Genomic DNA, 15,660 nt, shown 5'->3' on the forward strand with positions numbered 1-15,660 from the left:
TTTTATCAGTTACTCTGTAAAACACAAAACATAACACAACTGGCTTTGCGCTTGCTTATCCTGACAGGCGTTCGTACTAATCCTTTGCGTCATATTCGTGAAGATCAGATTGAAGATGATAACTGGACAATTCCTGCTGAGAATATCCAATCTTTAGCGGTCTGTTTAAAATAGAGATTGAGACTTTTAAGAGTTCTATGAATCGTTCTAGATTTTTTGTGTTCGATTGGAATAAGAATATTGCGTATATCTCGTAATCTCTGAAATAAGAAACCTCATTTGGGAAAAATATGAAATTGAAAGGGGCAATGCTAACGTTCATTTTTATTGTTATTTTTTAAGTTAGTTTTACAGCTTTCAAAAGTATTTGGAATGCCTTTTACAGAATGGAGATGATGGTTTTAGTTCATGCTTTTTTTATCGCGTTCTTTAATGGGGGGAATGCTTCTCATGCAAAATAGAGCGCCCAAGACAAAATATCTTATGTTGTACTGTCACGCATTTTTTAAAAGGAATATTTTTCAATATTTGTGGCATCCATTTTATGACGGCGTTTTTGAATGTTACAATGGTTTTGTAGAAGGGGGTCAATGGTAAAGTTTCGGTGTAGTGTATAAACGGCACTATGATCTTTACGCTTAATAAAAAAGCAAGCCCCGCCCTTACACATCTTGCCAGATTCCAATGTTGGTATATCCTTTGGTGTTTGAGACAGTGTCTCGCTCTTTTTGTACAGTTTTTACCCACAGATCAACTCCACTTGTGATTGACAAGCAAGTGATTTGATTGCTTCAACATGAGAGAAATTTGAAATGAGAAATCTTACCATATTCAAGATTCTAATTTAATAATGAATAATGCTAGATTATGATGATTAATCAGTTTATTATCTATGAAGAAAGAAAATGAGGAAGAGGAATTTGTCGAAAAGTTAGATTGTTTATAGATTGGCGCTGGTTAAGAAACTTTGTCCTTAAGGGCAGAGAGGATGTTAAAAAATAAAACCAGCTTTTCGCTGGTTTTATCGAAATATCATCATTATGATGAAAGAGTGTATTATGCAGCGTAGACAGCTTTACTGTTTTCATCTGTTTCTTCTCTCTCAGTTTTAAACTCGCGTTCCGGCTTGTTGGAGAGATGCATCTCTATGAGATTGATAGCTTCTGTTTCAGAAAGACTATTAATAACCGCAATTTCGCGGGCCATTCTTTCAAGAGCAGCTGTATAAAGTTGGCGCTCAGAGTAAGATTGTTCAGGTTGTAGATTAGAGCGGAAAAGATCACGGACCACTTCAGCGATACAAATAAGATCTCCTGAGTTGATTTTAGCATCATATTCTTGTGCACGACGTGACCACATGGTCCGTTTAACGCGTGCTTTTCCGCGTAAAACTTTTAAGGCACGTTCGACAGAATCACTAGCAGATAATTTACGCATTCCAACGGAAAGGGCTTTTGCAATGGGGACTTTGACATCCATCTTATCTTTCGCGAAATGAATGACAAAAAGTTTTAATTTATGTCCTGCAACTTCTTGATCTTCAATCGCTATAATTTGTCCTACTCCATGCGTAGGGTAGACGATATATTCAGAGGTTGCAAATTCTTTGGTCTTGGAAGACGTTCCATGTTGGGATGCCATATTTTAGTTTACTCCCTTATGATCAACAAATGTATCGGAAAACAGGTTATAAACCTGAGGGTTGAGTTTTCTTTAACCAAGTATATTGTACCAATTAAGTGAGCATAAAAGCCGAGTACTTTTAAATCAAAAAAAAATACACCGCTTTACTATAACAAGCAAAGAAAAATACTTAGAAAGATGATCATGTTAAAATAACACTAACATCAAAATTTAAAAGAATCAATCATTTCGCTTAAGGATTTTTTATTTTTACAAGAGAAGTCTTTCAATCGTTGAAGGAGGAGAGTGTACACTTTATCATTACTCTTCGCCACTTCCTGGATTTTCTGAAAAATACTTTTCTAATTTATTTGGAACACCATCCATTTCTTTTGCTTGAGGAAGAGGATCTTTTTTGGTGGTTAGATTAGGCCATTTGTTTGCATAATGAAGATTGAGTTCTAACCACTTTTCTAATCCTGGTTCTGTATCAGGTAAAATCGCTTCTGCTGGGCACTCTGGCACGCAAACACCACAATCGATGCATTCATCGGGGTGAATAACAAGCATATTTTCCCCTTCATAAAAACAATCAACTGGGCAGACTTCAACGCAATCCGTATATTTGCAGTGAATGCAGTTGTCGGTTACTACGTGGGTCAAGATCAAACTCCATTTGTTACTTTAATTCTCTTTAGAGGAAAGTGTGTGCGTGTTTTTATGATTGGTGAGTTGATCGCGTAGTACAGCTAGTTTCGCAAAAGGTGAATCAGGATTAAGGCGCTTTTCTTTTTGAAAGGGCTTATGATTTGCATGTTTTCCTTGGGATTTGTGGAACTTATGAGAGCGTTTTGCTTGTGATGGTGCTTCTTGAGGGGAATTTTCATTTTTGTATTCCGCTTTTTTTACAGCGTTCTTCGATTTATTTTGCCACTTATTTCCTAATTTATCACGTTTTTTTTGTGCATGGTGGGGAAATTGATGCTTATAATGCCATAACAAAATAACTTTATCTTCTTCTGTAGAGCGCGGGGATTTGGCAAAATTCCCAACAGGTTCAGCTGCTGGTAAACGATTGGTTTTATGGAGATGTTTTTCAATACCAGAGGATGCAGTGTTTGGGTATGAGATATTTTTTTCTTCTCGTGTTGTTTCTAAATCGCTTATTGTTTGCCATTGACTTCCAACGCATTCTGCTGCAGGAACATCTTGCATTGCCCTATTGACAGGGGAAGAGGCTTGGTGTGCAAAGAGATTTTGTTCAAAAACAGTATTGCTTATGCTGTACGATTGATAACCAAGTCCTTTGAGGATTTCTTCCATATCGTTTCCGTTGGCCCCAAGAATGGACATCATGGCTGGTGTAACAAAAAAACTTTTGCCATCATAGGCTCCATCGGGTCTGGGATCACTTCCTTGTTTCCAATGAAGTGCGGGACGGATGAGATTGGCAAGACGTTCTAAAATATCAATCCGTACAGCACGTTGTCCTAAGATTCGGTAGCCGGCTAATTGATAAAATTGGCGGTTATAGGTAGGGTCAACAATTAAAGAGGTTCGACCAGCAGATAATGCTGAAAAAACTTCACCCAAACCAGTTTGATCTTGTCCCGCATTTTGAAGATTCCACAGGAGAGTAATGGCTTGAACCGGAGCAGGTTTAAGCATTCCGGCAACATAGATATGAAAAGCGCCAAAACGCACGCCTAGACGCCGAAGAACGGCACGTGATTCTTGCGCAAGGTTTTTGACAATGTCTAAGACTTCGCGGCGTGGTAAAATCCCTAAAGAGTTAAAAAGTTGTAAAGCAAGACTGTTTGTTGAATCCGTTAAATTATCAGCATTGCGCAAATCAAACAGGGGTTTTAAAGTCGTTTCAAAATGAAAGGTGACAAAGCGTTCTAATCGTTTCACAACGTTATTGCGGGATTCTCCCGTGAGTTGTTCATCTGCTAAAACAATCAGTTTTGGTTTGAAAAAATCTTCTGTTGCTACAAGTTGTCCTACGGGTTGACCAATCCAGCGCACAATTCCATCAGAACTGAGGGTAAAATCTCCATTTGCAGAAGCACAAAAACGTGTCGCGCGTTTGGAAAAAGCAAGAATCAAACTCTCATTCTCTGTTGAAATTTGCTTCTCAGCTATTTGATCGGTACTGTTTTTGTTGGCATAAAAACGAAAACCTTCAAATTTACCCCTTCCGTGTTTTTCAATGAGAATATCATCTTGAAGAATCTCATTCTGTTGAACAATCTTGCTATCCATGATCATTTTCTTTCTCAGTGTGACACTGGTCAAAAGCTTTTTGCGACAATTTCATAATGGTGCTCTTTCTTTAACACGTTTGTTGCGTTTGCTTCAATCACTCTTGTCATTTTTTGCTGTTTCTTTGCGCCTTTAAAACTTGAATGATTCTTTTTTCATTCAGTTTTCATTCAGTTTGGATGCTTTATATTTGCAAATTACACTTATTAGTTGTATTGTAAAGCTAAAAGCATAAATAAATTCTTCAATTTAAAAGGAAACGGAACCGGTTATCAAAAAACGGCATTTCTTTTGCATGATCACTTTATTTTTTTGCTGTTTTGTCATGAAAAGTGAAGAGAAAGTTTTTTCAAATATTTCATAGGCTAAAAGGCATATTGTAAAGGCATTTTGCAGGTGAAATTGTGTCTTATGACAAGAAGTTTTACCATGACAGTAAAAAAAAACAATTGCGATTATAAAATTACACGTTAAAGTAGTGGTCACAGAAGTTAACAACTTTTGCGTTCTTTTTAAGCGAAGAACAATGATGTCGTTGCCAAATCAATTTTGATAATTTTAATCGCAAGGGGTTATTATGGGTAATCTTTCAAATGCTGTTTATAAAAGCAGCAAAAATTATAGCGATGCAGACAAAAGCTTAGGACGTAATATGATGCGTTCTGCTATGCAAGCACCTTATCTTGAACGACAAAAAGAGCATGATTTGGCTCTGCGGTGGAAAGACAAACGTGATGATGATGCCATGCATCAAATTGCAGCGGCTCATATGCGTTTAGTGATTGCTATTGCTAATCGCTTTAAACGTTTCAAAATGCCATTGGGGGATTTGGTACAAGAAGGGTATGTGGGACTATTGGAAGCAGCTGCACGTTTTGAACCTGATCGGGAAGTGCGTTTTTCAACATATGCAACGTGGTGGATACGCGCTTCTATTCAAGATTATATTTTGCGAAATTGGTCAATCGTTCGAGGGGGAACGAGTTCTTCGCAAAAAGCACTTTTCTTTAATCTTCGGCGTTTGCGTGCAAAACTGATACAAGATGATAGTGCTTTGTCAAAACAGGATATTTTTCGCACAATCGCTGAAAAACTCGGTGTTTCCGTGCGCGATGTTGAAACGATGGATTTTCGTTTTTCCAGTTCTGATAATTCCTTGAGTGTTTCTGTTTCTGAGAACAGTGATAATCCCATTGCTAAGATGGATATTTTGGTGGATGATAGTCCTCTTCCTGATGCTTTAATTGAGCAAGTCATTGATGGTCAACGGCGTACACAATGGCTTTACGATGCGTTGCAAATTCTCAACGAACGGGAGTTGGAAATTATTCGCTTTCGTCGCTTAAATGAAGAGGGGGCGACTCTTGAAGTTTTGGGTGAAAAGTTAGGAATCTCGAAAGAGCGCGTGCGTCAAATTGAAGCTAGGGCTTTGCAAAAATTGCGTTCTGCTCTCCTTACGGTTCATTCAGAAGATGCTTACGATATATAAGCAGTGAAAGGCTTTGGGGGGGGAGGAAAGAGAATGTATTAAGTGGGGGCATATGAGAATATGATAAAGTCAGTTTTAGGGGGTGTTCATATTTGTTTAGGAATATGCCTCCTTGGGGGCGCTACTGATAAACAGAGGAAGATAGGGGGCACAGTTAGTTGGAGGAAATATGTATCACACGGAGGCCTATAAAGGCATGATGAAGTTGGATTTTAAAGTGTTCCTCTTTATTTTCGAATATGCTTTAAGGCGGAGGGCGTGATACAGACAGAAAAGAATCAAAACTGTAAAAGAATCAAAACTGTAACGGATGAGAAGAAAGGCTTATTCTGTAATAATTTTCACTTTTGTACCTGCAGGTAAAGTTTGCGCTGGTGAGAGGGCGTTGAGGATGCGAAAGAGTTTTTCTTTATAGGGTGTGTATTGCATTTTATCTGCAAGATTGGCAACGGTTTCTCCTTGTTTAACACGGACAACACGGATTTTTAAGGGCTGCAATTTTTTTAACTGTGAAGATGAAAGAGAATGAAAGCTTTGTAGCGTTTTTTGGGCAACCTCTGCAAAATTTCGAGAATTATGTGGAGCGGCCGTCAAAAAACGAAAGATGTGGTTGTTGAATGGAATGACAACCACATCAAATTGCCATTGATCATTGGTAGCATGGGCCCGCGCTCCAAGTAAACTTTGGCTTTGAAAACCTTGACTTGTAAGTCCTTGAATTGTGATGGGGCGGATAGATGATTGGTCTAGACCGATAATCCAGCCGCTTTTCAAATAATCACTCGCAGATATTTCAGCAGGATGTGGAATAGCATCAAAACGAATCGCAATTTTATCTGGTCCACTGGCCCAAACAGTGTGTGCTGAATGTTCTATTGTAAAATTGTTTGGAACAGAAAAAGCTATGCGCAATTGTGGGTGAATAAATTGGTTGCCTCGTACAAAACCTGTATAAAAGCCTCCTCCAAAAATTATGCCATCAATGCTTTTGAGAAAAGAACCATGATCGGATATTTTACTATTCCCTTTACTGATTTTACGCGCTTTTTCTATCGCAAGCCGAATGCGTTGAGGGGTAGTTGGGTGGGAGGCTAAAAAATCTAGAGAGGCATTTTGGGTGCCAGAAATATTACGAAAAGCACTATAGGCTTCCATTGTTTGAAGAAAGCGCGGTGAAGCAAAAGGATCATATCCTGCTTGTTGGAGCATTTCGAGTGCAAGAGAATCAGCTTCCAGCTCTTGATTGCGGGAAAATTGCGCGAGTTGTTGCTTGTTTTGCATAGGGTTATGAAGTTTTTTGCCAATAGAAGAAAGAAGACGTGAAGACATGTGATTGGTCATCTTTAATTGGGCTTCTTTTTGCAGGCGTAAAATGCCATGATTGGCTCTGATATGCGCTATCTCATGGGCTAAAATGGCTGCAACTTCTGAAGAATCATTGGCTAATGCCAGCATACCACGAGTGATGTAGATCGAGCCGTTGGGGAGCGCAAAAGCGTTGATAGTTTCTGAGTTTAAAATTGTTACAGAATAGCTTTGATGAGAACTATGGGATGCAACTGCTAGTTTACGGACAATCTTTGCTAAAAGGTGTTCAAGTTTTGCATCATGATAAGCGCCACCATACATTTGCAAAATACGTGGGTGTTGCAGAGCGCTTAATGTGACATAGATATTGTGGTTGTTGGTACGTTTGATCGTTTTAGAAGAAGTGGAAGAAAGCCTATCATTTTGAGAAAGTGGTGTATGACAAGCCGAAAGGAGAAACGTTAGACTTATGAGAGTGGCTTTATACAGGCAAGAGCGAAAAAGAAAATTGCGGTGAAAAATGGGGTGCGTTGGACCATGGTGCACATTATTTCTGCGGAGTAATTTGGCAAATTGCATGTGTATCTTTGTATCGTATGTTTCTTTAAGAAAGGCATTAAGAATAAGGATTCGTTTGGCTATATCACGCTTTTTGTTTATAAAAAATGACTCTCACTTATAAAAAGATGCACTGTAAAGAAAATTTTGTGAAAGGCAAAGTATGGCATGACAACATTTACGATATTATTAAATGGGGATGTTCATATCACTGATCGTTTGCTTAATCAAATTCAAAACAGTCGGGTAATTGCTGCTGATGGTGGTATGCGTCATGCGGCAGCGCTTAATGTGACGCCTGAGTTGTGGTTAGGGGACTTTGATTCATCAGATGAGAACTTAATCCGTCAATATAGTCATGTTCCGCGTGAAGTTTTTCCCTCTGATAAAGATATGACAGATAGTGCTCTGGCATGTGAAAGAGCGCTGCAAAATGGCGCTAAAAAGCTTATTTTGTGCGGTGCTTTGGGAGGGGAGCGAAGTGATCATAGCCTTTCTCATATGACGCAAGCGTTGATGATGGCTGAAAGGGGTATTTCAGTGTTGTTGACAAGCGGTTCGGAAGAAGGTTGGCCGGTTTTGTCAAAACCTTGTTCGTATGATTTGCCTAAGGGATGTTTGTTTAGTATTATCGGCTTTTCTGATTTAAAGAGCTTAACTCTTAAAGGGGTAAAATGGCCAATTTGTGACAAAAATGTGTCATTTGGCTCTTCTTTAACACTTTCTAACCGTATTTGTGGAACCTTTTCTTGCCATTTAGGTTCTGGAAAAGCTATATTGTTAGCGTCTGTATCTATTCCATAAAGCTCTTCCAATATATTCTGAATAAGGCAGGGGGGGGCCTAGTGATGAAGTGCCGACATAAACGATATATGTATTGATCTTGAGAAGGAAAGGTTTTGATATGTTAAAATCAATTTTTAAAGTGGCCGTTGTTTCAGCCATTGGTTTCAGTTCAGTCGCTTGTACTACAAACGATGAACGCGTTGCACGTTACGGCGTAGGAGGAGCAGCAATCGGTGCTTTGGCTGGAACTGCTATTGCTGGAAGTACGCCTGGAGCAGCACTTACCGGTGCAGCATTTGGTGCTTTGGCTGGAACAGTAACAGGTGCAGCTGCAAATCAAAGAAAACAACAAAGACAGGCATCACAATTGTGCACGTATCGTGGTCGTAGAGGGCATGTTTACCAAGCACCTTGTGGACAGAGAGTTCCTGTACGGCAATTGTGTGCTTACCGTGATGCAAGAGGGGTGATGTATAAAGCACCTTGTCCGCGCCGCGTTCGTTAATGGCGGTGCCGCTTCTGCGGCTTGACCGCATTTTCTTAAATTTTGGAAAAACGCCTTTGCTCAATCAAGCTTCTTTATCGGTTGAGCAGGGGGCGCGTATTGCGTTGGTTGGCCGTAATGGTTGTGGAAAGTCGACCTTATTAAAAATTGCCGCAAGAATATTAGAACCTCATGGTGGCGAAATTTTTCGCCACCCGCGAGTAACGCTCCGTTATGTCTCACAAAATCCGGATTGTTCAGGATTTGAAGATATTAATGCTTATATGGAAGCGGGGCTGGATGATATATCTGATGTTCAGTGGATTAATACGCTTCGCACAAATTTAGGGTTTTCTGGGACGGAAAAATTGGAAACGCTTTCGGGAGGCGAAAAGCGGCGTGTTTCATTGTTACGGGCCATTGCTGCAAAACCCGATATTTTGTTCTTAGATGAACCAACCAATCATCTTGATTTACCAACTATTGAATGGCTGGAAGCTGTTTTGGCTTCTTTGCGTTCAGCAATTGTGGTGATTTCCCATGATCGGCGATTTTTAGAAAATGTTACGCGGTCAACGGTATGGCTTGATCGTGGTACAACCAAAAGACTGGAAAAGCGTTTTTCTGAGTTTGAAAATTGGCGTGATAAAGCACTGGAAGAAGAAGCCATCGAACAGCATAAATTGGGGCGCCAAATTGCTCGTGAAGAGCAATGGTTGCGTTATGGCGTGAGCGCACGGCGTAAGCGTAATGTACGGCGCTTGGGCGAATTAAAAGACTTAAGACAGCGTCATCAAACCTATAAAGGGCAGCCGGGAAATGCACTTTTGACAGCAGCGAAAAGTCATGATTCTGGGCAATTGGTGCTTGAAGCAAAGAAAATTTCAAAATCCTATGGTGATCGCATTATCGTGAAAGATTTCTCTTTGCGCATTCAGCGGGGTGATCGAATCGGGTTGGTGGGACCCAATGGTATCGGAAAGACAACGCTCCTTTCTGCATTAATTGGGCAAGAAGCCGTGGATAGTGGAACGGTGAGGCATGGCTATAACCTCTCTATGGCATTGCTTGATCAGCAACGTATTTTAAATGAAGAAGAAACTTTAGCGCATTATTTAACGGGGGGAAGAGGTGATACTCTTGTGATCAATGGGTTGGAGCGGCATGTGGTTTCTTATATGAAAGACTTTTTATTTTTACCGGAACAAGCTCGCACTCCCCTTAAAGAATTTTCAGGGGGAGAAAGAGCACGCCTCATGCTTGCACGACTTCTTTCTCGTCCTGCAAACTTTTTGATTCTTGATGAACCGACCAATGATTTGGATATGGAAACTTTGGATTTGTTGCAAGAATTTATTGCTGATTTTGCGGGGACAGTATTGTTGGTCAGCCATGACAGAGACTTTTTAGATCGTACTGTAACGCATATGTTGGCACCTCAAGGTGATGGTCATTGGGTTTTGTATGCGGGCGGCTATAGTGATATGATGGCGCAAAACCAGCATGCTCTTCGCTTACAACGCAAAAGAACAGAATTATCGCAACGTAAAGCACCTTCAAAATCTCATGCGGGAGAGCTTTCAAAGCAGGACACATCAACAGATGATCGCTTGATAGGGCGGGAGAAAAAAACACGAAGTAAATTGTCTTATAAGCAGGTTTATGCATTGGAAAAATTGCCTGAAGAAATTGCTGTTTTACAGGACGAAATCAAAAAAATTGAGCAAGAACTCTCTGATCCAGCCCTTTATCGCAGTGATAAAGAGCGTTTTGAGCGTTTATCAACAACGTTGGAAAAAAAGAAAAATACTTGTACACAAAAAGAAGAAGAATGGTTAGAACTTGAAATTTTACGCGAAGAAATGGAAGCGTGTTCACGGTAATGTTTCAGATATTAATATCTAAACATTTTAATTCGTATTGCATCATCGCTTTTCTTTAATTTGTTACAAGAGTTTGTGGCTGATTTAGCGGGAACAGTGTTGTTGACGAGTTATGGCAGAGACTTTTTAGATTGCACTGTAACATATAGCATCTCAAGGCGATGGTCATTAGGATTTGTATATGGGGGGACAGTGATATGATAGCGCAAAACAAACATGCTCTGAGCTTACAAGGCAAAGAAACAAAACTACCTTTGCCGTGAGTTTTTTCAAAATTTCGTATATGGAAATATGCCAGTTCCATTGCATACCTTGCCAGTCCCCAATGTTGCTATAGCGCCCCTTGGAATTTGAGAGCATTCATAAGAAACATGCCCTTGTCTTTACCTTATATCCTAAATACACCACCCCCGCTTATGATGGAAAAGCAAATGATCCTCATTAATTCTAACGTAAGAAGTGTTGTGATGAGGAAAGCTTACTGTATTTGATGTTATAATTTAAGTTTAAAAATGATGATTTTATAGGATAAATCAACGTGTTATTGTAACATTGTCTAGGAGGAGGAAATGATGGCAATTAAAACAAAGCGAACAATTTCCACATTGATCAGTTTAGAAGATGCAGCTGAACTGTCTTCTTATTTCCTCCGTAATGCGAATCATCTGCGTCCTTTTGAACCTGTTAGATCTGATGGTTACCACAGCCTAACAGCTTGGGAAACACGAGCCAATGCATTTGCTTATGAAAGCGCACAGGGACAAGCATACCGATATGCTGTACGATTAAAAAATGAAAACACAGTCATCGGTGTTGTGAATTTTACAAATGTGGTTCGGGGTGTTTTTCAAGCCTGTCATCTTGGTTTTTCTCTTGATGAAAAACAACAAGGCAAAGGTCTCATGTTTGAGAGTTTATCGGCTCTAATACGCCATATCTTTCATGTTTATCATCTACATAGAGTGATGGCAAATTATAGACCTGAGAACATAAAAAGCGAACGTTTATTAAAACGCCTTCATTTTGAAAAAGAAGGCTATGCCAAAGACTATTTGATGATTTCTGGAAAATGGAAAGATCACATTCTAACCTCTCGAATCAATGATCTTTATGAGTCCGTTAATAGATTCGAATAAAGTTTTGTTAAGGGTCTTTTTATCAAATGTGTAAATATGCTGAATTTTTCCCTATCCTAAAAGACTAAGATCTTTAACCACCTCTTCTTTTGTAAACAGTTCAGATTCTCGTTTAGCGGATTTCAACTGCTGACTATTTTTATATGTTTCTTTTCGTAGATAAGAAATTGATTTATCATCATAACTCATTTTTTTAATTTGAAGAGAGTCCTCAATATCGGAAGACTTTCTCACTTCAAATTTATTGATGTTTAATCATAAAAAACACCTCTCTTGCACATCACAAACTGAGTTGGCATAGGTTGGCATACAAGTGAGGGTTTATGTGGATAAAAATTATTGAAGAACAAGAATAAAAATTCTCTGTATAAATCCTTTTAAATGTGAGGGCTGTTGCAATATTATGTATTCTGTGACCGATAGTCTCGTTACAAGTTACACAAACGGCTTATTGTTTGGGTGAAATTTTTATACATTCATTTGTTTTTTGTATTTTCTTTTCTTAAGAAAATTTCCAATGTTATCAATGGCTTTAATTCATACCAAGCGCATTTTTATATAGCTCAATGATTGCTTCTTCTTCCATTCGTTCATGTTCTTCTTTTTTACGCAGCCGTATAATGCTTCGAACAGCTTTACTATCAAAACCAGAGCCTTTAAGTTCAGTGTAAACGTCTTTAATATCATCAGAAATGGTTTTTTTCTCTTCTTCTAGTCGTTCAATACGTTCGATAAAAGAGCGTAATTGGTTTACGGATATAGCGTGTGTTTGATCGGTTACTGTATCGTTCATTGTATTTTTCTCCAAGTTATATATTTAAGTTGTTTTTCGACGACGAATTTATGTTAAAAAAGCTTGAAAATAAAAAGTAAGTCAAGCTACACAGTTTTTTTTACAAATTGACTTTAAATATTTTGTAAAATTTTTAAGATATATGCATTGATAAAAGGGCTATAAAAAGAAAAATATAAAAATATACGTTTTAGATTTGAAAAGCTTTAAAAAAAGAAATGTGTAATTTGTTTTGAGAATTTGGCATTATAGAGGAAGTTTTGTGATTTTAAAAAAACGATATTGGGTGCTTCAGAAAGGATTAAAAGTTTTTCTTTTGAGCATTTTGCTCTTGTTTCCCCTTGTTGTTTTTGCAAAAGCTGACTTTAGGGTTTGTAATACAACCCAACAGTCTGTAGGGGTTGCTCTTGGATATCGTACATTTTCAGGGTGGGTGAGCGAAGGCTGGTGGACGGTACCAGTGACGGAATGTAAAACTTTAATTGAGGGGCCTCTTGCTTCACGGTTTTATTATTTTTATGCGGAAGGGGCACAAAAAAAAGGGAACTGGGCAGGCTCTGTGACCATGTGTGTACAAGATAGCCAATTTACTATTCAAGGGGTTCATGATTGTTTCCCTCGAGGATATCAAAAGGCTGAATTTAAAGAGATCGATACCGGAAATCAAACCAGTTGGATGGTACAGTTGACGGATGAGTCTTTGTTAAACAATACAGTTATACCTTCTCTTTCAGGAAATTCTCCACCGTGAAACGTGCACGTAAAGTAAAAATTATTGCGACTCTTGGTCCTTCTTCTTTTTCTCGTTTGATGATTGAAAAGCTTTTTAGGGCAGGGGCAGACGTTTTTCGTCTTAATATGAGCCATACTGATCGTGATATGCTGGGTGATTTGGTCGAGTCTATACGAGAAGTTGAAAAAACAGTTCGACGCCCCATTGGTATTTTGGTGGATCTTCAGGGGCCAAAACTGCGTGTGGGGCGTTTTGCTAAGGGTCAAGAAGATTTGCGTGTTGGGCAAAGCTTTACGTTAGATAATCGCGATGTTTTTGGTGATGCACAGCGTGTTTTTTTCCCTCATGAGGATGTATTTTCGGCTGTTAAACCAGGGGATCGGTTGTTGATTGATGATGGAAGGGTGGAACTGCGTGCGCAAGTTTGTGATGGTCATTCTGTACAGTGTCGCGTGGTTGCTGGAACCCGTATTTCTGATCGAAAGGGTGTCAGTTTTCCCGATACAATTTTGCCTTTTGATTCGATGACGTCAAAAGATAAGGAGGATCTTCAGGCTCTTTTACAGCAGCCTGTTGATTGGGTTGCTCTTTCTTTTATTCAACGTCCAGAAGATATTATGGCGGTGCGTCAGTTGACGAAAAGTAAGGTGTCTTTGATGGCTAAAATCGAAAAGCCTCAAGCCTTGGAGCATATAGAGAAAATTATTGATGTATCTGATGGCATTATGATTGCACGGGGTGATCTCGGAGTGGAAATGCCTTTGGAAAAGGTCCCTGCACTTCAGATGGAGCTCATAAAAGCTTGTCGTTTAGCAGGAAAGCCTGTTGTGGTGGCAACACAAATGCTTGAATCAATGATCACATCTTCTGTTCCGACACGCGCAGAGGTGTCAGATGTTGCTACAGCAGTTTATGCAGGAACAGATGCGGTGATGTTGTCTGCTGAATCTGCTTCTGGTCGTTATCCTGAAGAAGCTGTGCTTATGATGGATCGAATCGCGCGGCAAATCGAACAAGATCACACTTATGCCGCTCAGGTTGGGGCACAACATCCAGCACCAGAATCAACAGGAACGGATGCGATTTCTCTTGCTGCGCGTCAGATTGCTGAAACACTTGCACTATCCGCTATCATTGCCTATACGGCTTCAGGAACAACGGGGGTGCGCGCCTCTCGTGAACGCCCTAATAGACCCATTATTGCTTTATCGCCCATTGTGGAAACAGCAAGGCGTTTGGCTTTAGTTTGGGGGCTTCATTGTGTGGTCACGCAAGATGCACGGAGTTTAGAAGATATGGTTGATCGAGCAGCAGCGATTGCATTTCAGGAAGGCTTTTGCAAAGGGGGAGATCGCTTCCTTGTGACAGCTGGGGTTCCTCTTGGAACGCCCGGTGCGACAAATCTCTTGCGTATTGCTTCTGTCTCTCAAGATGGAACGAAAGGGATTTGAGCCGTTTACGCATGGTGTTTTTTCATGCGCCTTTGAACAGGCTTTAAAAACAACGGGTGTGCGCCTCTTGTGAATGCCTCCATAGACCCATTATTCTTTATATCTTCTATCGTAAGATAGAAAGGTATTGCGTTAGGTCGTCCAGTTTGGGGATGGAAGCAGATGCGGTGATATTGGTCTGTTGATTTTGTTTTAGTTCTGAGGAAGCTGCTTTTACGGTAGGGCATTTAATGGGAGCCCCCCTTTTATTTCATTGAGACAGATTGGGGATGCTTTATTGATGTTTATACGAGCGAGATGTTTATTGATAATTGAGAGTTCATTCTTTCGCTTTTTGGATAAGAGCCTTGAAATTTTTCCCATTTTAAACTTTTGCAAACAGAATTGAATAAAATTAAAATTATGTGCCTAAAAAATCGTACTGGTATGTTATGAGAAAAAGTGATGGGTGAATGTGTTTTTAAAATATGCCTTGTCGAATCATTTACAACATATTGATTTATAATGATAATTTATCGTTATTAAACTTGAATTAGAACCCCGAATTCCGTAAGATTCTCTTAAATTTATTTATGTTTTGTTAATCATAACTCTTTGCTTGTACGTCATAAGCGGGTGGGTTTTATGGGAAAAAGCTGTACAAGAAAGGCGTCCCTCTTATGAATCGTTTTACGAGCCAAGGGGGCTATCGCAATACTGAGGGCTGACTATAATGATGATGCCGACTTGCTCTTTCTTTTATTAAGCTTGGAGATTTTGAGGGGTGGGGAGAGAGGTATGGATGAATTGTTTGTTTGTTATAAGGATAAAAATAGCGGTAGAGGATGTTTTCAAGAGCTATTATTGTTGTTTATGATGTTTGAGGTTGTATGAGATTAACATACTCTTCGGGTTTGACTTTTTTCCTGCTCTAAAGGATGAAAATACTAAAGTTCACGCTGGTTTATAAATGATACGGTTCTTTTCGGTGGGTTTCATCGGATGGATATCTCAGGTGCAAAGACTCCATGGTGCTTATAGTATCAAATAGCGGTGTTTTACGGTATAATAGATAAGGTTATTTTTTTAATATATATTGAATCTGCTTAATATTATCTAAGGGGCAAGGATTTTTGGGCATGCATTCATAGGGAACATGAATATAGCTCTTT

Annotated in this window: 12 protein-coding genes and 1 pseudogene; 8 read left to right on the forward strand and 5 right to left on the reverse strand. The window is 39.3% G+C overall.

From position 1 onward, the window contains the following. Positions 1–150 (forward strand): annotated as a pseudogene (locus tag ACFIQC_RS05480) (integrase); the annotation flags it as partial. A gap of 906 nt (positions 151–1,056) precedes the next feature. Here the strand turns inward: ACFIQC_RS05480 and ACFIQC_RS05485 are convergent. The 3 genes from ACFIQC_RS05485 to ACFIQC_RS05495 form a co-directional block, all read right to left on the reverse strand. After that, the gene (locus ACFIQC_RS05485; protein WP_273790499.1) at positions 1,057–1,641 is read right to left on the reverse strand and encodes a CarD family transcriptional regulator; all 585 of its coding nucleotides are present in this window, start codon (positions 1,639–1,641) and stop codon (positions 1,057–1,059) included. A gap of 303 nt (positions 1,642–1,944) precedes the next feature. Further along, the gene (gene fdxA / locus ACFIQC_RS05490) at positions 1,945–2,286 is read right to left on the reverse strand and encodes a ferredoxin FdxA (RefSeq protein ID WP_015856977.1); all 342 of its coding nucleotides are present in this window, start codon (positions 2,284–2,286) and stop codon (positions 1,945–1,947) included. Between the two features lie 21 nt (positions 2,287–2,307). Then, positions 2,308–3,888, reverse strand: coding sequence for a hypothetical protein (locus tag ACFIQC_RS05495; RefSeq protein WP_375629674.1), 1,581 nt, complete (start codon positions 3,886–3,888; stop codon positions 2,308–2,310). A 577-nt stretch (positions 3,889–4,465) separates the two neighbouring features. Between ACFIQC_RS05495 and ACFIQC_RS05500 the strand changes: the two genes are divergently transcribed. After that, positions 4,466–5,377 (forward strand): RNA polymerase factor sigma-32, encoded by a 912-nt coding sequence (locus ACFIQC_RS05500; RefSeq protein ID WP_375629677.1) that lies wholly within the window; start codon positions 4,466–4,468, stop codon positions 5,375–5,377. Positions 5,378–5,701: 324 nt separating this feature from the next. On the opposite strand, the gene ACFIQC_RS05505 is transcribed toward ACFIQC_RS05500, so the two are convergent. Further along, positions 5,702–7,264, reverse strand: a complete 1,563-nt coding sequence (locus ACFIQC_RS05505) for a M48 family metalloprotease (protein ID WP_375706844.1) — start codon at positions 7,262–7,264, stop codon at positions 5,702–5,704. 147 nt (positions 7,265–7,411) lie between these two features. Between ACFIQC_RS05505 and ACFIQC_RS05510 the strand changes: the two genes are divergently transcribed. The 4 genes from ACFIQC_RS05510 to rimJ all read left to right on the forward strand — a co-directional run bounded on the left by ACFIQC_RS05510 (position 7,412) and on the right by rimJ (position 11,532). Then, entirely contained in the window at positions 7,412–8,047 is a 636-nt protein-coding gene (locus ACFIQC_RS05510) for a thiamine diphosphokinase (RefSeq protein WP_375629683.1), read from the forward strand. Between the two features lie 100 nt (positions 8,048–8,147). Continuing rightward, a complete protein-coding gene (locus ACFIQC_RS05515) occupies positions 8,148–8,534 on the forward strand; it encodes a hypothetical protein (protein ID WP_375613186.1) in 387 nt (128 codons plus the stop codon). Continuing rightward, positions 8,534–10,396, forward strand: a complete 1,863-nt coding sequence (locus ACFIQC_RS05520) for an ABC-F family ATP-binding cassette domain-containing protein (protein ID WP_375706869.1) — start codon at positions 8,534–8,536, stop codon at positions 10,394–10,396. The genes ACFIQC_RS05515 and ACFIQC_RS05520 overlap by 1 nt, the downstream gene beginning before the upstream one ends. A 572-nt stretch (positions 10,397–10,968) precedes the next feature. Further along, positions 10,969–11,532: a ribosomal protein S5-alanine N-acetyltransferase gene (rimJ, locus tag ACFIQC_RS05525; protein WP_375645605.1), complete on the forward strand. Its 564-nt coding sequence runs from the start codon at positions 10,969–10,971 to the stop codon at positions 11,530–11,532. 532 nt (positions 11,533–12,064) lie between these two features. Here the strand turns inward: rimJ and ACFIQC_RS05530 are convergent. Then, positions 12,065–12,325, reverse strand: a complete 261-nt coding sequence (locus tag ACFIQC_RS05530) for a DUF2312 domain-containing protein (protein WP_005774567.1) — start codon at positions 12,323–12,325, stop codon at positions 12,065–12,067. A 262-nt stretch (positions 12,326–12,587) separates the two neighbouring features. Here ACFIQC_RS05530 and ACFIQC_RS05535 point away from each other — a divergent pair, with 262 nt between their 5' ends. Continuing rightward, positions 12,588–13,076, forward strand: a complete 489-nt coding sequence (locus ACFIQC_RS05535; RefSeq protein ID WP_375706845.1) for a DUF1036 domain-containing protein — start codon at positions 12,588–12,590, stop codon at positions 13,074–13,076. Further along, entirely contained in the window at positions 13,073–14,509 is a 1,437-nt protein-coding gene (pyk, locus tag ACFIQC_RS05540) for a pyruvate kinase (RefSeq protein WP_375706846.1), read from the forward strand. The genes ACFIQC_RS05535 and pyk overlap by 4 nt, the downstream gene beginning before the upstream one ends. The last annotated feature ends 1,151 nt before the right edge of the window (positions 14,510–15,660 follow it).

Source organism: Bartonella sp. AA126HLJHH (assembly GCF_042197425.1).
GTDB lineage: Bacteria > Pseudomonadota > Alphaproteobacteria > Rhizobiales > Rhizobiaceae > Bartonella.